Below are 18,733 nucleotides of genomic sequence, written 5' to 3'. Positions count from 1 at the left end.
TTTGAACACCACCCAGTCCACCACCACCATCACCACCGCGACCTTCCCCGGGTGCACACCGCGGCTGCTGTGTGAGCAAGCCCAGGGCCGAGAAGACCTGGTCGCCTATCGCAAGCTCGGCGGCTACCGCCCGCTCGCCGATGCCGATGAATTCCTGAGCGAAGTCGACGCCAGCGGTCTCGTCGGCCGTGGCGGTGCGGCGTTTCCGCTGGCGGTGAAGCTGCGGACGGTGCGCGACAACGGGCGCTTCATCGTGGACACCGGCGGACCCGTCGTCGTCGCTAATGGCGAGGAGGGAGAACCGGCTTCGGTCAAAGACCGCTGGCTGCTGCGCAACCGCCCCCACCTGGTCCTGGACGGATTGCGGTTGGCCGCGGCGGTGGTGGGCGCCGACCGCGCCTACGTGTATGTGTCCGACCCGGAGTCGGCGCACAGCGTGGAATCCGCGCTCGGCGAACTGGAGCCCGACGCGCTCGGGGTCGCGATCGAAATGCTCACCGTGCAGCCGGGATACGTTGCCGGCGAGGAGACCGCGGCGGTGCGGGCGATCAACGGCGGTCCGGCCAAGCCGACGGACAAACCGCCGCGCCCCTTCGAAACGGGAGTCGACGACCGGCCCACGTTGGTGAGCAATGTCGAGACCCTGGCGAACCTGCCCTACCTGCAGGGCCACGGTTCGGCGGAGTTCCGGTCGCAGGGCACGACGCTGTCGCCGGGCACCTTTTTGGCCACCATCACCGGGGCCGGTAAGCCGCCGGTTCTCTACGAGCTCCCCCTCGGCCTACCGTTCACCGAATTGCTTGTGTTGCATGGGGTTTCGGCCGAGCAGGTGCGGGGCGCGTTGATGGGCGGGTACTTCGCCGGGTTGCTCAACCGCTCCGTGTTGGAGACGACCCTGGACCACGAGACGATGCGACGTGTGGGCAGCGGTCTGGGCTGCGGCGCGATTTCGGTGATCACCGGCGACTGCCCCGTTGCGGTGGCGGCCTCGGTGCTGGCCTACTTCGACCGCGAAAACGCCGGGCAATGCGGATCGTGCTTCAACGGGACGGCGGCGATGGCCGCGGCCGCCGGTGCGCTGCGCGACGGCGCCGCGACGACCGAAGATGTCGAACGGTTGCGCCGCTGGTCGGTGCTGCTGCGTGGACGCGGCGCGTGCGCAACGCTGGATGCCGCTACCAATGTTGCGGCCGGCCTGCTCGATCAGTTCCCGGACGAAGTCGATGCGCATCTCGGCGGCAGGTGCCCGGACTGTGCCCGCGGCGCGTTCCGCGCCGACCGTCCCTACGAGGCGGAACCTGTGAGGCACGCATGAAAATCCGTCTGGACCGCACCATTTGCGACGGCTTCGGCATCTGCGCCAAACACGCGCCGGGGTACTTCTCGCTGGACGACTGGGGGTACGCATCCCTGATCGGGGACGGCACCGTGGCGGAGTCCGATCGCGACGCGGTGATGCGGGCGCTGCTCGACTGCCCGGTACACGCCATCGCGGAGATCGGTGAACGCACCTCGCCTTCCCATAACCCGCCGCTCGCCGACAGCGAGGATCCGGCCGAGCACCTGAAAACCGAAGAGAACGAGGCGGAGTGGGGATTCACGCGTTGAGCCGCTCTAGGTCTGGACCGTGCAACTCACCTTTGACGCCGAAGTAGAGGCCTTCCGCGCGGAGTTCGTCGGCTTTCTCACCGAACATCTCCCGACGCAGGCTCAAGCCGCGGAGCGGCCCTCGTCGACGTCACACGTTCCCGAATGGTCGCGCCGCTGGCAGCGGCTCCAGTTCGACCACGGGTGGCTACTGCCGGGCAACCCACCGGAATTCGGCGGCCGCAACGCAAACATTCTGCAGCAGTTCGTACATCGCGAGGAGCTGTCGCGGCGCCGGATCTATCACTGCTTCAACCCCCAAGGCGTCGGCATCATCGCGGCGTCGCTGTTGTCCTTCGGCACCGAGGAGCAGAAGCGGCGCTGGGCCGTCCCGATCCTGCGCGCCGAAAAGACCGCGTCGCTCGGTATGAGTGAGCCCGGCGCCGGCTCCGACCTGGCCGGGCTGCGGACGAAGGCCGAGTTGGTCGGTGATGAGTTCGTGGTCAATGGGCAGAAAGTTTGGACTTCCGGCGCCCACGACGCCGACGTCATCCTGACCTTTGTCCGCACGGACCCGAACGCGCCCAGACACAAGGGAATCAGCGCGCTTCTCATCCCGACCGACACGCCCGGGCTGGTGCGTCGGCCCTTCCCCTCGGTCTACGATTCGGGCGAACTGGACTTCAACGAGGTGTTCTTCAACGATGTCCGGGTGCCCGCGGACAACCTGCTCGGCCCGCTTAATGGCGGATGGCGGGTGGCCAACGGCTCGCTCGGCCACGAACGCACCCTGATGTGGATGGCCTTCGCGAACCGGCTCGAACAACTGCTCGAGGACTATCGGCCGGCGGACGAGGTCAACGCCGACCACTACGCCACCATCGTGATGGATTATTACGCGCTGCGGCTGCTCGGGTCGGCGGCGCTCGGTCGGGCCGCCCGCGGCGAAGTGGACGTGGCAGCTTTATCGGTGCTCAAGGTGTTCGGGTCGGAGGCCGAACAGAGCGCGCTGCGGCACGCACTGGATGCGGCCGGGGTCGGCGGGCTGCGCGACAAGATGCTGACGGCCCCGTACAACCCTTATACGCCCGATCTTTTCACGGCCAGCTGGTTCGCGCGCTACATCAGCAGCTACGCGGGCACCATCGCGGGCGGGACGTCGGAGATTCAGCGCAATATCATCGCTCAGCGCGTCCTCGGCCTGCCACCGCGCTGATCTCAAGTGCTCACAAGCTCGGGCAGAGCGATGACAGGAACTCCTGAGTTCGACGTCGCGATGCGGTCCGCTCGCCAACGTCCTTGCCCAGCGGCACGATTCGCACCGCCAGGTCGGTGACGCCCGCGTCCCGATACCGGCGCAGCCGCTCCAGGACGGCCGACTCGTCACCGGCCGCCATGGTGTCGCCGACGTCCTCGGCATCACCCTGCTGCAGCAGCCGCACATAGTTCGGCGAGAAATCCGCGTGCCCGAGTACCTCGCTGGCGTAGCCGCGCGCATCGTCTGTCTCGTCGGTCGAGCAGAGCGCGACGGGAACCCCGGCGACGATCCGGGGCGCGGTACGCCCGGCCCGGTTGGCCGCCGCACTGATGCGCGGAACGACGTGGTCTTGGATCGCGCGCTCGTCCGCCATCCACAGAACGGTGCCACCGGCCCGCTCGCCCGCGAGTTGCAGCATGGTCGGCCCGAGCGCCGACAACAGCACCGGCATCTCGAACGCGTCTGTGATGTCGACCGGCGAATGGACGCAATAGTTTTCGTTGTCGACATCGACAGTTCCCGGTCCGGCGAAGGACGCGTCGAGCACGTCGAGGTAGTCACCCATCAAGCGCGCCGGGCGGTCATAGGGCAATCCCAGTTGCGAGTTGACGATCCAATGATGCGAGGGCCCGATCCCGAGTGTGAACCGCCCCCCGCATGCAATCTGGGTGGTCAACGCTTGTTGCGCCATGATCATCGGATGGCGGGTCTGAATCGGAACGACGGCCGTTCCGATCTCGATGCGATCGGTGGCCTGCCCGATCAGGGTCACGGCGGTCATCGCGTCGAGGTAGCCGGGGACCTGGGGCATCCAAAACGCCGTGAAACCGTCGCGTTCGGCCGCGACGGCATCGGCGATCAGCCCGCCAAGCCGATCAGCGCGCGAACGCTCCTTGTCCGAGCCAACCATCAAGCCGATGCGCATGCAGCCCCTCTCCTACGGCACATACCGACCCCACTCGTACGGGACCATCGCGAAAAACGGTGCGGCGAATAGAGGTTCGATGCCCGACTCGGCCCAGCGGGCCTTCAGCACCGGCCGCAGCCGTTCCGCGGTGGCGATCGGATCCTCGTCGAGGAAGCAATAGGTGATCGTCTGATTCTCCTGTGCGCTGGCCAAGCTGGCGTCGACCCGACGCGACAATGCGGACCAGACACCGGCGACACCATCGACTTGCACCAGCGGGTCCAGCGCTGCCGATCCCCGCTCGACCAAGACGAACGCGCCGCGCACGGGTAGCCACGGCAGGACGTCCGACCCGACCTTGACCCCGGGTGCTGCCATCCTTTTTCGCACGTTGTACACGCCGCGCTCGACCGGTGGCAGCAGCGGCAGTTTGCGGCCGGCATTCCCGAGTGCCGTGGACAGTTCGTTGAAATCGTGAAGTCCGGCGGTGTCGGTGAAGAAGTACGTCATCACGTGGTCGACCGCGTCCAAAGGTCCCTCGCTGAGCGCGCGTGCGGCGCGACAGGCCGGTGTTGACACCAGGCGCAACGAGGCGCGGACCGCGGCCAGCCGGTGTTGCTCCGGGCGGTGGTCCAGGCTGTGCCAGCGCAGGTACTCGGCGTCGTTGCCGTCGGGGTGGCGCGTCGCCATGGAGACGAACAGGGTGGTGATCTCGCCGTTGCCGGTGGCGAGAATCTCGGTGACCTCGTCCGACGGCGTGCCGGGAAGATGCATGGCGTCAGTCCTCAGTCTCTCGGCGAATCGTGTTCAGACAGCGGGATTTCGGGATGGCGCGCCGCGACCATGCGCCGGAACCCGTCACGCCACGGCACCCTCGTCCTGCCCAGGACGTCGTGCATGTGGGTGACATCCGGCCACAGCGGGGTGTGCGCCTGGGGTGTGTATTCGAAGATCGGCTCGACGCCGACCAGCTCACCCATGTACGCGCAATACTCCTCGACGCTTACGGTTTCGCTGCCGGCCCAATTCACCACGACGGGCGGCACCGCGGCGACTTCCATGGCGCGGATGCCGAGTTCTACGTAGTCGTCTTCGTAGATCGGGTTGTAGTTGTTCGGCTTGTCGGGGTGCAGCCGAATGGGCTTGCCCGCCAACATCGCATCGAGACGATCAGCGGGCGCACCACCTTCCGGCCCGTACGTTGAACAGATCCGGATGATGGTCAACGGAACGCGGAAATGCCTGGCGATCCAGGTGCACACCGCTTCCGCCGCAACCTTGGAGATGCTGTAGTTCGCGCGCAGCGGCACCCCGGGTGGGTCGGCTTCGGTCAGCGGTTGCCGGCCTTGGTAGGCGTAGATCGAGCCGGTCGAACAGAAGACGAAACCCTTGGCGCCGCGACAATGGTACAGCAATTCGCCCGAGTTCTGCGCGTTGGTTTCCACGCAGCGGTTCCAGTCCTCAATGCCGGTATCCACCGCGGCGTGAAATACGTAGGTGAAATCCTCAGGGAGACTGGAGAAGTCACCGGCGCTGACGTCCAGCGCGATCGGTTTGATGCCGGCATCGACGAGTTTCTGCCGGGCTGCGGGATCTTTCAGGCGCGCGGCGCCCCAGACCTCGTTTCCTGCCGCCGCCAGGGCGCGTGCGATGGGAAACGCGATCTTGCCCGTTGCCCCGGTGATCAGGATCTTCTCCGCGTCGAGCAACCAGCCCTCCGAATGTTAAGTACTTGATATCGCTTGGAGCATAACTCCCGGCCGCACGGAATTACCACGAGGACCGGTTTCGGTGTTGTCGCTCGTAAATGTTGATCTGGTCGTGGCGGTAGCAACGGCATAAGCCGACACCAGCCAAGACCGGGATGGCCCCAATGGGAGGCCCACCATGAGGTGGTTTTTTCGTCGTCTGACCGCTGTCGTCGGGGTCGCCTTCGGAGCGCTGTCGGTTGCAATGATCGCAACCCCGGGAATCAGCTCGGCGGAGTGCGATCGCAGTGTGTCGTGGAATCTGGCGACGAGGGAGTGCCAACCGCGGCCGGCGCCGCCGGCGTGGTACACACCCCCGCCGCCATACGCGCCGTCATTCGCGTCGTCGGAGGTGCCGCCACCTCCGCCTCAGCCGTGGTGGACATCGGATGCCCCGATCTGGAGCGTCCGCTATCACCAGTGGGGCGTTTACGTAGGAGGCGCCTGGGTGCCGCTGTGACGGGCCGACGGGGCGTCCACTCCCGCCTGGTGTGCCAGACGAGCACTGACAACACCATCTGGATCGAGCCTGCTTGGCAGTGATAACGTAATTCTCCGATTCGTATAACGGGCCTACCAAGGTGCGCCCAGGGACCGTTCGACTCCCGGAGGTGACGTGTCAGCAGCACCGGGACGCCCGCTGCCCCTGATCACGCAGGAAAACGAATTCTTCTGGACGTCGGGCGCCGACGGTAAGCTGCGCCTGCAGGCATGCAAGGCCTGCGAAGCCCTCATCCATCCGCCCGCTCCCGTGTGCCGGTACTGCCGCTCGCGTGATGTGGGCGTGCGGGAGGTCTCCGGCAGAGCGACGCTCGCCGGATTCACCGTCAACGAGCGGTTCAGCCTGCCCGGGCTGGCAGCGCCCTACGTGATCGCGCAGGTGGCGATCGCCGAGGACCCCCGCGTGCGATTGACCACCAACATCGTGGAGTGCGACTTCGATGACCTGGAACTCGGCCAACAGGTCGAGGTCGTGTTCGAGCAGGTCGAGGACGTCTGGTTTCCGCTGTTTCGGCCGGTGCCGAACGCCCAGCCCGGTGAGTTGCCTGTCGACGACATCGCGCCGGAGCGGTTCGGCGAACACGTCCGGCCGATGCTCACCACGGAGAAGTTCGAAGACAAGGTCGCGCTGACCGGGATCGGCATGTCGCCGATCGGACGCCGGCTGATGCAGCTGCCCCTGGCGCTGACGGTGCAGGCCTGCGAAGCGGCCATCGCCGACGCCGGCCTGACGTACGCCGACATCGACGGCCTGTCCACCTACCCCGGCGCGATCAACGTCGGCGGATTCGGCGAGGGCGGCGTCACCGCGCTCGAGGCCGCGCTGGGCATTCGGCCGACGTGGCATAACGGCGCCATGGAGACGTTCGGCCCGGGCGGCTCGGTGATCGCCGCGATGCTTGCGGTCGCCTGCGGGCTGGCGCGTCACGTGCTGTGCTTCCGGACGCTGTGGGAAGCCACCAACGGCGAGCTGATGAAGCAGGGCAAGATCGCCCCTTCGATGGGCCGAATGTCGGGCTGGCAGATGCCATTCGGCGCCACGTCTGCGGCGCACACCTTGGCGATGAACGCGCAGCGGCACTTTCACCGCTACGGCACGACCAAAGAGACGCTGGGCTGGATCGCGTTGAATCAGCGCGCCAACGCCGAGCTCAACCCGACCGCCATCTACCGGTCGCCGATGACAATGGACGACTACCTCAACGCGCGCCCCATCACCACGCCGTTCGGGCTGTACGACTGCGACGTGCCGTGCGACGGCGCCATCGCCGTCATCGTCTCGGCCGTCGACGCCGCCCGCGACCTGGCCAAGCCGCCGGTGCTGGTGGAAGCGGTGGGGACGCAGATCGTCGAGCGACTCGACTGGGACCAAAGCACTCTCACCCACGAACCGCAGGTCCTGGGGCAGGCGGCGCACGTGTGGACGCGTACCTCGCTGCGGCCCGCCGACGTCGACGTCGCCGAGCTCTACGACGGCTTTTCCTTCAACTGCCTGTCCTGGATCGAGGCGCTGGGATTCTGCGGGATCGGCGAGGCCAAGGAATTTTTGCACGGCGGCAAGAACATTGCGCGCGATGGCCAACTGCCGCTCAACACGCACGGAGGTCAGCTGTCGCACGGCCGCACCCATGGCATGGGTCTGCTGCATGAGGCCGTCACTCAGTTGCGCGGCGAGGCCGGTGACCGCCAGGTCGCCGACGCCCGCGTTGGGGTCGTCAGCAGCGGCGGCCTCACCCCCAGCGGCGTGATCCTGCTGCGGGCCGACGCATGAGCGCCGCTCCCCGTCCCCGGCTCGTCATCGTGGACGGGGTACCGATGTCGGCGTTGATTGCCGAAGCCGACGAACCCAAAGCCGTGATCGTGGCAATCCACGGCGGCGGCACCACTGCGATGTATTTCGACTGCCCGGGCCACCCGTCGTATTCGCTGCTGCGGACCGGTGCGGCAGCGGGATTCACCGTGGTGGCGATCGACCGACCGGGTTACGGCAGTTCGGCGCCCTATCCGGAGGCGATGGCCGAAGGCGAGCAGCGGGTCAACCTCGCTTTCGGCGCGGTCGAGCGCATCATCGGCGAACGACCAAGTGGCGCAGGCGTGTTCGTGATGGGTCATTCGGGCGGCTGTGAACTGACCTTGCGGATGGCCGCCGACGAGCGGGGCGCCGAGCTGCTCGGCATCGAACTGGCCGGCACCGGCCGGCACTACCACCCCGCGGCCAAGGAAATACTCAAGACGGCGACCCGCGAGCGCCGCCCGTCGGGCATGCGCGACCTGCTGTGGAGCCCGGAGCACGTGTATCCGCCCGAGGTCCTCGACGGCGCGACGGTATCACCGTCGGCACCGGCGTATGAGGACCAGATGGTGTCGGACTGGGCCCGTCAAACCTTCCCGTCGCTGGCTCCCGCCGTGCGGGTGCCGGTGCACTTCAGCGTCGCCGAGCACGAAAAGGTCTGGCAGACCGATGATTCGGCGGTGCAGGAGATCGCAGCGATGTTCTCCGGCGTCCCGCGCTTCGCCCTGCATCGGCAACCCGACGCGGGCCACAACATGAGCCTCGGCCATACCGCCCCGGACTACCACGCGGAGGTTCTTGCGTTCGCCGACGAGTGTGTCGCCGCGGCACCCCCCTCGAGCGTGAAACTAACTTCACGCTCGAGCCCCGGCGTGAAACTAACTTCACGCTCGGCGCAGAAAGCAGAGGGAGAAGCTGCCGGATGAAAGTCGGGTTCATCGGTCTGGGCAGCCAGGGTGGCCCGATGGCGCGGCGGATCGTCGACGGCGGCTACGAGACGACGCTGTGGGCGCGCAGACCCGCAACCCTCGAGGCGTTCGCCGACACGGCGGCCAAAATCGCCGAGTCGCCGGCCGAGCTGGCCGCGGCCAGCGATCTGGTCTGCCTCTGCGTGGTTGGCGACGCCGACATCGACGAACTCGCCTGCGGCGAAAACGGGTTGCTGTCGGCGATGAAACCGGGCAGCGTCATCGCCGTGCACAGCACGGTGCATCCGAAAACCTGCCGAGATCTTGCGAATAAGGCGGCTTCCCAGGCGGTTTCGGTCATCGACGCCCCGGTGAGCGGGGGCGGTGGCGCGGCGGCCGAGCGCCGCCTGTTGGTGATGGTCGGCGGCGACACCGACGTCGTCGAGCGCTGTCGTCCGGTGTTCGAAACTTACGCCGATCCCGTCGTTCACCTCGGCGAGCTGGGTTCCGGACAGACCACCAAGCTGCTCAACAACTTGTTGTTCACCGCCAACCTGGCCACCGCGGCAACCGCCCTGTCACTGGCCGAGGCGCTCGGTGTCGAGCCGGACCGTCTTACCGAGGTGATCTCCCGCAGCAGCGGAAACAGCTTCGCGCTCAACGCCCTTGGCGGTATTGGCAGCCTGGACCTGCTGGCCGGGGTCGCGGGAGGGCTGCTGCAGAAGGATGTCCGGCTGGTGGTCGACCTCGCCGACCGGGCCGGGGCCAACGGCGGCGCTGTGCTCGACGCGGCCGACGCGGCGCTCGCCCTGATGAACCACCCAAGGTGAGAGTCGGACTCATCGGCTCGGGGCGGATGGGCCGCCCCATGGTGGATCGTCTAATTGCGGCCGCTGGCGCCCCGACAAGGCCTATCGGGATTACGTGGCGGGCAACATGATCGGCACGCCCGAGGCGCCAGTGGAACACCATCACATCCGCAAGGAGATGGTGGGCGAATACGAGATGCTCGCGAACATCAGCTTCGGTGGGTTGCCGTATGAACTTGTCTACGAGCAGCTAAAGCTGTTCGCCGACAAAGTCATGCCGGATCTCAAGGGCTAGACAGCGGGACCAGTGCCGACCGAGAAGCCGGGCTTTTTCGCCTCGCCCACAAGGCGTTTGGTGACCAGCCCGTAATCCAGGACCGTCCGGGAACGGCCGACGTGGTCGTCGATGACGTCGCGGATATCTCTTGGCACTATGTGACCTCCCTCAGACGGTGACGCCGGCGCCCGCTAGGCGCCGCTCGAGCGCCTCCACGTATTCCGATGTGCCGTGGAAGGGCCCGTGGACGCCGATCGCGACATCGAGGAAGGCGCTGTACTCGTCGTTGACATGGGTTTCCCAGCGCGCGACTTCGCCGTCGTCGTTCGTCTCGACGAAACTGTAGGAATAGAACCCCATCTTGGTTCCCTCGTTGGTGTGCCCTTCCCAGCGAGTCTTCATGACGAAGCCGTTGTCGGCTGGCCAGTACTTGAAACCGGCCGGCTTCCAATCCGGAAAGGTCAGCGAGTACGCCTTGGCCTCCATGGTCGAGGCCCTCGCCGACTCTTCGGGAACTCACTCGACTGGAAACCTTGGTCACCGGCGAAGTACGGGAGGCGTAGACGGCACCGGAGGCGAACTTCCACGCATCGACGAAGGCCTCACCGTCTTGGATACCTTGGCGAAGATAGGCGTTGCGGTACGCCTCCGCCATGCGACGGTGCAGCGCGATGCGCCCTTTGAGCGTCAGAGTCGTTTCACGCCGTCGGCCAGGTAGCGGTCCAGGACCGAGTGGTAGTAGGCAATGACGACCTCCTCCTTCACCAAGGACATGTGTCCCAACCTGCTGTTGCGCAGGCCGATCTGCTGGCGCGGCATCTGCTCGTAATCCTGTTGCAGCGCCTCGAAATATTTGTGGCTCCCCGGCTCGTCCACGTCGATAAGATTGGCGCGGAACGCATTCCGGTGCTCCTCCGGAAGGTACATGTAGCTGCTGACGTGCCAGATGCACCGGTTGGGATCGCCGCCCGGGTGCGGCATGGCCATGATCACGTGGCACTCACCGGCACGAACCGTCATGAAGAAGTTGGGAAACAGCACCCAGCCCTGGTTGTCGCTCATCTGCGCGTCGGTCAACCCGCCGACGTCCAGGCCCATCCCCGTCAGGGTGTCCCGGGTGGCCTGCTGCAGCAGCTTGCGGGGGTTGACACCCTCGGGGAAGTCCACCGAGCCATCCGCGGCGCGATATTCCTTGACGAGTTCCTCGAAGCGGGGCAACACCGCGGCCGTGGACGGAAATGTCTCGGGAAGATCCATGATGCCGTCGACCTGCGCTTGGGCGCCGGCACCTTGGACCTCGAACGGCGCAACGGCGACACTATGGGTCTCGAAGAAGCGGTATCGACTCTTGCTCGGGTCTATCTCGATGACGCGAAGCAGCTGCGGGTGAATCCCGGAGATGTGGTAGCCCTCGTTGAAGGCGTCCATGACGACCTTCCAGTTGCAATCGATGGCTTCGCGGACGTCCATGACCGTGGTGAACTGGTCAAGGTGATAGGGCGCCAGCAGGTCGGCCACTTCGGGACCCAGGAACTCGGCGAGCGGCACCGCGTCGGGATCGGGGTTCAAGAAGATAAACCCGCCAAAGGTGTCGACGGGCACCTGCAGCAGCCCGTTCTCGCCCTTCTCCTCGGGGGTGATGACGTTCTCCCGCTCGCGCAGGGCGCCGCGCATTTTGCCCTCGAGGTCGTAAGACCACAGGTGGTATTGGCACAGGAATCCCCGCTTGGCATTCCCGGTGCCCTGGCACAACACATTGCCGCGATGACGACAGGCATTGACGAAGCCCCGTAGCTGGTTGTCCTTGCCCCGCACGATGATGAAGGACTGGTCGAAGATTTGATACACCTTCCAATCGCCAACCTTGGGCAGGTCGTCGACTCGGCCCACGATCTGCCAGACCCGCATCCAGATCGCTTCCCGTTCGCGCTGCTGGAATCCGGCGGAGGTGTAGCGATCGGTGGGGATGCGCATCGGATAAAGGTCGTGGTCGTCGGGCAGCGCACCGACGGTGTCCACCCATTCGCCCGGTCGCGCAGTTTCGACGAAATCCGTTGACATCGGCCTGGTCCTCTCCTGAATGCGGCCGCCAAGAGCTGTGGCACGCATCACCTTATACGCACACGTATGTTAGATACAAGAATGTATATCTCCATTCACGGTTGCCGCGGTCCGGTACGCCTCGGTCGGCCCGAACATGGGCGTGGGTCACGAGCAGATGCACAGCCGCATCTCGAACAGGGGGTGGTATGCGCGGTAGCCCGGCAACGCCTTCATGGCGGGGGCCGATCTGGGAGAATGGCCCGATGGCGCAACGCTGGACCAGGGAACGACGCCTCGAGCACACACGCGGACTGCTGCTGGACGCGGCCGAGGAACTGTTCGCGCGCAAGGGTTTCAGCGGCAGCGCCCTCGAGGAGATCGCCGACGCGGCCGGATACACCCGGGGCGCCATCTACGCCCATTTCGGCGGCAAGGAGGAACTGTTCCTGGCGGTCATCGAACGCAATCGCCAGCGGTTCCTGGACGGATTCGCCGACGTAATCTCTTCCTCCCATCGGCTCGACGAGCTCGACCTCGACGAGTTGGCCAACCGCTGGAAGGCGTTGATGCACAAAGCCGGCGCCGACCAGGCGGCGCTTGGACACGAATTCACCCTCTTCCTGATGCGCAGCCCCGAAGCCCGCGAACGCCTGGCCACCCAACGACTCGAGATGGTTCATTGGCTCAGCGAGTACCTGACCGAAGGCGTGGCGCGCCTCGGCGGGGCGTTACGCATACCGGCAACCACCATGGCCCGGGTACTGCTCGCCACGAACGAGGGCGTCACCCTGGCCAGCCAGCTCGATGGCGAAGACCTCTACCGGGCGTGGCTCGAAATGATCATTTCCAGCATCGAACCGGCCGACGAGTCCACCGACCAGCATTCCGAGAAGCCCATAAAACACAGCCCGCCTGTTTCGGCGGGCAGCGCAAAGCGCCGTTGAGCCGAATCACCTCCCGGTTGAGGTCGATGGGCCCCGCGATTCCACCTCGACGATGGCCGCCGACGGGGGCTGCTGCGCTGGTGGCATCGGTGCGGACATAACAGGCAGTGTTTTGGTTCTTTTCGCGCCGTCATGAAACCGCTACCGTTAGCTTTACAGTCAACGACTCGGCTGTAACGGTTTCAGCCCGGACCTCGCCGCTGAGGAGGATGTAGTGACAAAACCGAAGGTCGTCTTCGATCCATACTCCGAGGACTACTTCAACAATCCGTTCGACACCTATCGGCGGATGCGCGAGGAAGCGCCACTGTATTACGACGAAAAAGAGGACTTCTACGCGCTGACCCGCCACGAGGACGTCTCGGCCGCGTTCAAGGATTTCGAGACGTATTCCTCGGCGCGCGGCTGCGACCTGGCGATGGTGCGCCGGGGCATCTCCCCCGAGCAGAAGTCGATCATCTTCATGGATCCGCCCGAGCACCGCCATATGCGCAGCCTGCTCAATAAGGCGTTCACACCTCGCGCGATTCAATCGCAGCGCGAGACGATCATCGAGGTGATCGACAAGTACCTGGGCGCCGTCGACCCCGACAACTTCGACGTCGTGCAGGACTTCTCCGGGCCTTTCCCGGTGGAGGTCATCACCCGGATGGCCGGGGTGCCGGAAGAGTACCGCCAGCAGGTCCGCCACTGGATCGACACCAGCCTGCATCACGAACCCGGCCAGATCGAGGTCAGCGAAGCCGGCATGCAGGCCAACATCGACACCGCGATGTACTACTTCAGCCTGGTCCAAGAGCGGCGCCAGGAACCGCAGGACGACATGATCAGCCGGCTGATCGCGGCCGAAATCCCGGGCGAAGACGGCCAGCTGCGCAAACTCGACGACATCGAGATCTGTGGGTTCGCAACCCTTCTGGGCGGTGCGGGTGCCGAGACCGTCACCAAACTTATGGGCAACGCGGCCGTGATCTTCGCCCGCAACCCCGATCAGTGGCAGAAGCTGCAGGAGGACCGGGACAAGATCCCCGGGGCGGTCGAAGAGCTACTGCGCTACGAGGGCCCGGTGCAATACAACGTCCGCTACACCCTCAAGGAGGCACACGTCAGCGGTGGCGTGATCCCGGCCGGCAAACCGGTGTTTCTCTGCGGCGCCGCGGCGAATCGCGACCCGGAGGCCTTCACCGACGCCGACACATTCGACATCGAGCGCGACCAGACCGAGGCGCAGCACCTGGGCCTCGGGTACGGGATCCACAGCTGCCTCGGCGCCGCGCTAGCGCGCCTGGAGAGCAGGATCGCACTGGAGCGGCTGCTCGACTTCATGCCGCGCTACGAGGTGGACTGGGCGGGATGCACACGGGTCAACATGCAAAACGTCGCGGGCTGGAAGAACGTGCCCGTCAGAGTGCTTCGGTAAGGGGACCACGATGACAAAGAAGATCGAAGTCGATTGGGGACTCTGCGAGAGCAACGGCGTCTGCATGGGCATCAACCCGGACATCTTCGAACTCGGCGACGACGACATGCTCACGGTCCACCAGGAAGAGGTCACCCCGGAGAACGAGGCGGATGTGCGCGAGGCCGTTCGTCAGTGCCCTCGGCAGGCGATATCCATCGTCGGGGAGTAGGTATCAGAACCCGGCGAGAATGACGGCGTTGCAGTCGGCCGCCGCCTGCCGCAATTTCGCTGCCTTCTGATAGCCCTCGGACTCGTACCACGCCCGGGCCGCGTCCACCGATTCGAATTCCAGCACGACAGTCTGGTCGCCGTGCCAGTCGCCCTCAATGACTTTGGGCGCGGTATCCACCGCAAGAATGGTGGCGCCGCTCATCGCCGATCCCGCCGCTTGAGCGTAGGCCTTCATGCCCTCAGGATCTTTGATCGCCTCAGTCAGGATCACATACCCTTTTGCCACTCGAATCTCCCTAATCGCCCGTGTATTGGTTAATTCTCGCTGATCGCCTGCTCAGGACAGCATTGGATTGCCTCCTGGGCGGCGGACTCCAATTCCGTTGGGACATCAGAATCTATCGCCTCGGCGTAACCGTCGTCGGTCAGGCTGAACACGTCGGGGCACAGCGTCAGACACATGCCGTGACCGCGACACCGCTGGTCGTCTACCCAAACTTTCATGACGGCGTGAACTCCAGGTGCAATTCGGTCAGGCCGCGCAGGATGTAAGTCGGAACGTATTGGTAGCGACGGTCATTCGCTGGGCCGTGAATCTCTTCGTCGATCCTGATGTCCGATGTGCGGTCGAGCAACCGTTCGATCGCCACCCGAGTTTCGGCGCGCGCCAACGGCGCGCCCGGGCAGCTGTGAATGCCGCGGCCGAACGAGATGTGCTGGCGTGCGTTCTTACGGGCCGGATCGAAGGTGGCGGGATCGTCGAACCGGCGCGGATCACGGTTGGCGGCCGCCTGCACGATCATCACCGTGGTGCCGGCGGGCAGGTCGACGCCGCCGACATTGACGGGCACCCGGTTCATCCGGAAGTCGCCCTTGACGGGGCTCTCGTGGCGCAGCGACTCTTCGATGAAGTTGGGAATGAGGCTGCGGTCCTTGCGCAGCTGCGCCTGAATGTCGGGGCGTTCCCCGAGCGTCTGCAAGGAGGCCCCGAGCAGCCGCACGGTGGTCTCCTGGCCGGCGGAGAAGACGTTGCTGGCGACGCGGGCTACGTCTTCGACCTGCGGGACGGAACCGTCGGGATAGGTGGCGGTGGCGAGGCCGGTCAGCACGTCGTCGCGGGGCGCGCTGCGGCGGTCCCGGACGTAGTCGGAGAACAGGCCGTAGAGGAATTCCAGCGGGCTGTGGGCCAACGACCCCTTGGTGCCACCGATGCCGCCACCTGCGTGCTCAGCGATGCCCTTAACGAACTTGTCGCGATCTTCCAGGGGCACGCCGAGCAGGTCGGCGATGACCAGCAGCGTGAACGGGCTCGCGAAGCCCTTGATGAATTCGCCGTGCCCTGGCGCCAGGAAATCGTCGAGCGCCTGGTCGGCCAGCGCCCACATGGCGTCCTCGTTCTCCTTGAGGCGCTTGGGGGTGATCAGCCGCATCATCAGGGAGCGGTGATTGGTGTGGGTCGGCGGGTCGAGCGTGGGTAGCTGGTCGCTGAACGGCAACTCGTCGCGGTGTTGCTCGATCAGCTCGGTGATGTCGTCGCCTTCGATCGGAACCGGAAAGCCGGGGAATGGGCCGGTCACCGAGATGCATGAGGACCACGTCTCGGCGTCGTTGAGCACCGCACATGCCTCTTCCCAACCGGTGATCATGGTGACGTCGTGATGGCTCTCGCGGGTGACGGGGCACCGCTGGCGCAGCGCCTCGTAATAGGGGTACGGGTCCTCGATGAGCTCGGTGCCGCGGAAGAAGTCCAACTCGGAGAATTCGTTCGCCATCTCCTGCTCCTTGATCTCGGCTAGTGAGAATGTGCCTCTCGCGGATGAGTATTACATTTTCACACGGGGTGGTGGTCGTCAACGACGGGGCCCGGCCCGGACGTCGATTGCGCGACGAATCGCCCGGCCGCCGTCCCGGTTACCTGCGGTTGGCCGCGCCGGTCAGCTGGCGGGGATCAGGTCAGCAGCGACCGAAGGCCAGGCCAGCAACCCGCTGCGGAACGTCTCGACGTGACCGATCGGGGCATACGGAAGCGCCGCGGCCGCCAGGGCCTGGGCCTTGAACGTCTGCGCGGCCATGCTGAGCTGGTGTTGCACCAGGCCGACGCTGTCATCGAGTTCGGATGGCCAGTTCTCGCCCCACAGCGTGACCTCCGTGACGCCGTGATCGAGGGCCTGCAGCACGCCTTGCCGCACCCGGGAGTCGCAGCCGAACAGGTCCGCCGCGGCCGCCAGGGCCTGCGGGCGGGTGCGCGATTGCACCGAATCCAGCGCGTCTTCGAGGTCGAGTACCTGGGCGCCGACGATCTGCAGCGGCCGGTCATCCGGGTGGTCGGCGACGAGCACGGTGACGTCCCATCCCGCCATCGACCGGTCGAAGATCCAGCCGCCGGCGAATCTCACCACGTCCACGACGGTGGCGGCGACGACGTCGAGCCGGTACCTCATATCGTCTCCGGCTTCTTCGGGGGCGCGAAGTCCCGCGCCAGTGTTTCGGCGTACTGCTTGAACGCCTCGGCTAGCGGTATCGAAGGATCGAGCAACCATGTGGTTTCCATTCCGTGGACGAAGGCGAGGATTTCTACTGCCTTGACGGCGGGGTCTATGTCGTCGCGGTAGCGGCCATCGGCCTGACCGCGACGGATGAGATCGGCGACGATGTCGGTCGCGGCCCGGTGCCGGGCGAGCATGCGGTCGTGCAACGGAGCCTCGGGCAGGATGTTCTCCACCAGCAACACCGTGAACGTGCCCACCAGTTCGGGGGCCCGGTGAAAACGGTCCGCGACCGCGGCGATCTGGTCGAACAGGTCGCCGGTCCGGTCGGCGTGGGTGTCGTCGTCGAGGTCGCGGGCGTCCAGCACGGCGTGCAGCAGCTGCTCCTTCGATTCAAAGTGATGCAGCAGCCCCGCCGGGGTGACCCCAGCCTCGCCTGCGATCTGGGCCAAGGTGGTACTGCGCCACCCGTTGCGGGTGAGCAGTCGTTGCGCGACGTCGAGGATCCGCTGTTTGCGGTCCTCCCCCTTGGCGAGAAGCGTGTCGTATCGCCGTGCGACGGGCAAAGAACCCCCTCAGTGGTACGGGCTGCCAAAACAACCTAGTGAACAAACAGTAGGTTAGTTTGTCCGCTATGACAAGGGTCACCTGCTCTTTGCTTTTCGACGCGTTAGACCGCCGCCGTCAGCCCACCAGTTCCACCAGGGTTGCGTTGGCGGTGCCGCCGCCCTCGCACATGGTCTGCAAACCGTAACGAATCCCGTTGTCGCGCATGTGGTGTGCCATGCGGGTCATCAGCACCGCCCCGGAGGCGCCCAGCGGGTGGCCCAGCGCGATGGCGCCGCCCAGCGGGTTCATCGCGGCCGGGTCCGCCCCCGTTTCCGCCAGCCACGCCAGCGGCACCGGCGCGAAGGCCTCATTGACCTCGAAGACACCCACGTCGGACAGCGCGATGCCGGCCTTGCTCAGCACCTTCTCGGTCGCCGGGATGGGGCCCGTGAGCATCAGCACCGGATCCGCCCCGGTGACCGCGCCGGCCAGGTATCGCACGATCGGGGTCAAGCCCAGCTCGACAGCCATCTCGGCGGTGGTCACCAGCAGCGCGGCCGCACCGTCGGAGATCTGTGAGGAGTTACCCGCATGGATCACGCCGTCTTCGGCGAAGGCCGGCTTGAGCGTGCCGAGCTTCTCCACGCTGCTGCCGCGCCGCACGCCTTCGTCGGCGGTGAGGACGTTGTTGTCGGCTCCGTCGACGAACACCGGCACGATCTGGTCGGTGAATGCGCCGCCGTCCTGAGCCGCGGCGGCCCGCTCGTGGGATTCGACCGAGAATTCGTCGAGCCGGGTGCGGGAAAATCCCCACTTCTTGGCGATCATTTCCGCCGACAGGCCCTGGTTGAAGGAGAAATCGTCATAGCGGGCAAGGACTTTCGGGCCGTACGGCATACCGGTGGCCCGGGCCGAACCGAGCGGAACGCGGCTCATGACCTCGACTCCGCCGGCCACGACGACATCCTGCTGGCCGGACATCACCGCCTGCACCGCGAAGTCCAGCGCCTGCTGGCTGGACCCGCAGGCGCGGTTGACGGTGGTCCCGGGAATGCTCTCGGGCCAACCGGCGGCCAGGACCGCGTAGCGGCCGATGTTGCTGGACTGGTCGCCCACCTGGGACACACATCCCCAGACCACGTCGTCGATGATCTCGGGCCCGATGCCGGTGCGTTCGACGAGCTCGGTGAGGACGACCGCGGAGAGGTCGGCGGCGTGCATGCCGGCCAGGCCGCCGTTGCGCTTCCCCACCGGCGTACGCACGGCCTCGACGATGACTGTTTCACGCATA

At 65.8% G+C, this 18,733-nt stretch carries 21 protein-coding genes and 1 pseudogene; 10 read left to right on the top strand and 12 right to left on the bottom strand.

All coding sequences use genetic code 11. The features are described 5' to 3' along the window. Position 1 precedes the first annotated feature (1 nt). The 3 genes from G6N50_RS25125 to G6N50_RS25115 are packed head-to-tail and all read left to right on the top strand — an operon-like array spanning position 2 to position 2,803. Complete coding sequence (locus G6N50_RS25125) at positions 2–1,315, top strand: NADH-ubiquinone oxidoreductase-F iron-sulfur binding region domain-containing protein (protein WP_083093709.1); 1,314 nt, start codon at positions 2–4, stop codon at positions 1,313–1,315. Continuing rightward, the gene (locus G6N50_RS25120; RefSeq protein WP_083093711.1) at positions 1,312–1,608 is read left to right on the top strand and encodes a ferredoxin; all 297 of its coding nucleotides are present in this window, start codon (positions 1,312–1,314) and stop codon (positions 1,606–1,608) included. The genes G6N50_RS25125 and G6N50_RS25120 overlap by 4 nt, the downstream gene beginning before the upstream one ends. Positions 1,609–1,627: 19 nt before the next feature. Further along, complete coding sequence (locus G6N50_RS25115) at positions 1,628–2,803, top strand: acyl-CoA dehydrogenase family protein (RefSeq protein WP_083093713.1); 1,176 nt, start codon at positions 1,628–1,630, stop codon at positions 2,801–2,803. A gap of 10 nt (positions 2,804–2,813) precedes the next feature. Here G6N50_RS25115 and G6N50_RS25110 read toward each other — a convergent pair whose 3' ends face one another. Genes G6N50_RS25110 through G6N50_RS25100 form a run of 3 tightly spaced genes read right to left on the bottom strand, consistent with a single transcriptional unit; the run spans position 2,814 to position 5,461 of the window. Continuing rightward, a complete protein-coding gene (locus tag G6N50_RS25110) occupies positions 2,814–3,770 on the bottom strand; it encodes an LLM class F420-dependent oxidoreductase (RefSeq protein WP_083093715.1) in 957 nt (318 codons plus the stop codon). A gap of 12 nt (positions 3,771–3,782) precedes the next feature. Then, positions 3,783–4,526 (bottom strand): hypothetical protein, encoded by a 744-nt coding sequence (locus G6N50_RS25105; RefSeq protein WP_083093718.1) that lies wholly within the window; start codon positions 4,524–4,526, stop codon positions 3,783–3,785. Between the two features lie 11 nt (positions 4,527–4,537). Next, positions 4,538–5,461, bottom strand: a complete 924-nt coding sequence (locus G6N50_RS25100; protein ID WP_083093720.1) for an NAD-dependent epimerase/dehydratase family protein — start codon at positions 5,459–5,461, stop codon at positions 4,538–4,540. Positions 5,462–6,116: 655 nt separating this feature from the next. On the opposite strand from G6N50_RS25100, the gene G6N50_RS25095 reads away from it, so the two are divergent. The 4 genes from G6N50_RS25095 to G6N50_RS25080 all read left to right on the top strand — a co-directional run bounded on the left by G6N50_RS25095 (position 6,117) and on the right by G6N50_RS25080 (position 9,805). Further along, positions 6,117–7,772 (top strand): thiolase C-terminal domain-containing protein, encoded by a 1,656-nt coding sequence (locus G6N50_RS25095; RefSeq protein WP_083093724.1) that lies wholly within the window; start codon positions 6,117–6,119, stop codon positions 7,770–7,772. Continuing rightward, the gene (locus tag G6N50_RS25090) at positions 7,769–8,719 is read left to right on the top strand and encodes an alpha/beta hydrolase (protein ID WP_083093727.1); all 951 of its coding nucleotides are present in this window, start codon (positions 7,769–7,771) and stop codon (positions 8,717–8,719) included. Before G6N50_RS25095 ends, G6N50_RS25090 begins: the two co-directional genes overlap by 4 nt. Continuing rightward, a complete protein-coding gene (locus G6N50_RS25085) occupies positions 8,716–9,531 on the top strand; it encodes an NAD(P)-dependent oxidoreductase (protein WP_083093730.1) in 816 nt (271 codons plus the stop codon). Before G6N50_RS25090 ends, G6N50_RS25085 begins: the two co-directional genes overlap by 4 nt. A gap of 94 nt (positions 9,532–9,625) precedes the next feature. Beyond that, positions 9,626–9,805 carry a hypothetical protein gene (locus G6N50_RS25080; RefSeq protein WP_197748037.1) on the top strand — a complete coding sequence of 60 codons (180 nt, stop codon included), beginning with the start codon at positions 9,626–9,628 and terminating at the stop codon, positions 9,803–9,805. Here the strand turns inward: G6N50_RS25080 and G6N50_RS25075 are convergent. From G6N50_RS25075 to G6N50_RS25065, 3 genes and pseudogenes are all read right to left on the bottom strand, one after another. Then, on the bottom strand, positions 9,802–9,942 hold the full coding sequence (locus G6N50_RS25075) for a hypothetical protein (RefSeq protein WP_158086046.1): 141 nt from the start codon (positions 9,940–9,942) through the stop codon (positions 9,802–9,804). The two genes, G6N50_RS25080 and G6N50_RS25075, sit on opposite strands and share 4 nt — an antisense overlap. Before the next feature lie 13 nt (positions 9,943–9,955). Continuing rightward, positions 9,956–10,478: pseudogene (locus G6N50_RS25070) on the bottom strand (hypothetical protein). After that, on the bottom strand, positions 10,475–11,848 hold the full coding sequence (locus tag G6N50_RS25065; RefSeq protein ID WP_372509975.1) for an aromatic ring-hydroxylating oxygenase subunit alpha: 1,374 nt from the start codon (positions 11,846–11,848) through the stop codon (positions 10,475–10,477). Before G6N50_RS25065 ends, G6N50_RS25070 begins: the two are co-directional and overlap by 4 nt. 245 nt (positions 11,849–12,093) lie before the next feature. Between G6N50_RS25065 and G6N50_RS25060 the strand changes: the two genes are divergently transcribed. From G6N50_RS25060 to G6N50_RS25050, 3 genes are all read left to right on the top strand, one after another. Continuing rightward, positions 12,094–12,774 (top strand): TetR/AcrR family transcriptional regulator, encoded by a 681-nt coding sequence (locus tag G6N50_RS25060; protein ID WP_083093733.1) that lies wholly within the window; start codon positions 12,094–12,096, stop codon positions 12,772–12,774. Positions 12,775–12,988: 214 nt separating this feature from the next. Continuing rightward, complete coding sequence (locus G6N50_RS25055; RefSeq protein ID WP_083093735.1) at positions 12,989–14,194, top strand: cytochrome P450; 1,206 nt, start codon at positions 12,989–12,991, stop codon at positions 14,192–14,194. A gap of 10 nt (positions 14,195–14,204) precedes the next feature. After that, complete coding sequence (locus G6N50_RS25050) at positions 14,205–14,405, top strand: ferredoxin (protein WP_007777398.1); 201 nt, start codon at positions 14,205–14,207, stop codon at positions 14,403–14,405. A 3-nt stretch (positions 14,406–14,408) separates the two neighbouring features. Here G6N50_RS25050 and G6N50_RS25045 read toward each other — a convergent pair whose 3' ends face one another. The 6 genes from G6N50_RS25045 to G6N50_RS25020 all read right to left on the bottom strand — a co-directional run bounded on the left by G6N50_RS25045 (position 14,409) and on the right by G6N50_RS25020 (position 18,732). After that, complete coding sequence (locus G6N50_RS25045; RefSeq protein ID WP_083093737.1) at positions 14,409–14,693, bottom strand: DUF1330 domain-containing protein; 285 nt, start codon at positions 14,691–14,693, stop codon at positions 14,409–14,411. Positions 14,694–14,722: 29 nt separating this feature from the next. Continuing rightward, complete coding sequence (locus G6N50_RS25040) at positions 14,723–14,911, bottom strand: ferredoxin (RefSeq protein ID WP_083093740.1); 189 nt, start codon at positions 14,909–14,911, stop codon at positions 14,723–14,725. Further along, entirely contained in the window at positions 14,908–16,179 is a 1,272-nt protein-coding gene (locus G6N50_RS25035; protein WP_083093743.1) for a cytochrome P450, read from the bottom strand. The genes G6N50_RS25040 and G6N50_RS25035 overlap by 4 nt, the downstream gene beginning before the upstream one ends. Before the next feature lie 162 nt (positions 16,180–16,341). After that, a complete protein-coding gene (locus G6N50_RS25030; RefSeq protein WP_083093745.1) occupies positions 16,342–16,848 on the bottom strand; it encodes a hypothetical protein in 507 nt (168 codons plus the stop codon). Beyond that, positions 16,845–17,459 (bottom strand): TetR/AcrR family transcriptional regulator, encoded by a 615-nt coding sequence (locus tag G6N50_RS25025; RefSeq protein WP_067832178.1) that lies wholly within the window; start codon positions 17,457–17,459, stop codon positions 16,845–16,847. The genes G6N50_RS25030 and G6N50_RS25025 overlap by 4 nt, the downstream gene beginning before the upstream one ends. A 118-nt stretch (positions 17,460–17,577) precedes the next feature. After that, positions 17,578–18,732 carry a thiolase family protein gene (locus tag G6N50_RS25020; protein WP_083093748.1) on the bottom strand — a complete coding sequence of 385 codons (1,155 nt, stop codon included), beginning with the start codon at positions 18,730–18,732 and terminating at the stop codon, positions 17,578–17,580. Position 18,733 lies beyond the last annotated feature (1 nt).

The organism is Mycobacterium mantenii (assembly GCF_010731775.1).
Classification (GTDB): Bacteria; Actinomycetota; Actinomycetes; order Mycobacteriales; family Mycobacteriaceae; genus Mycobacterium; species Mycobacterium mantenii.
Note: the sequence above shows the minus strand (reverse complement) of the source record. Positions and strands in the feature narration are given on the sequence as shown.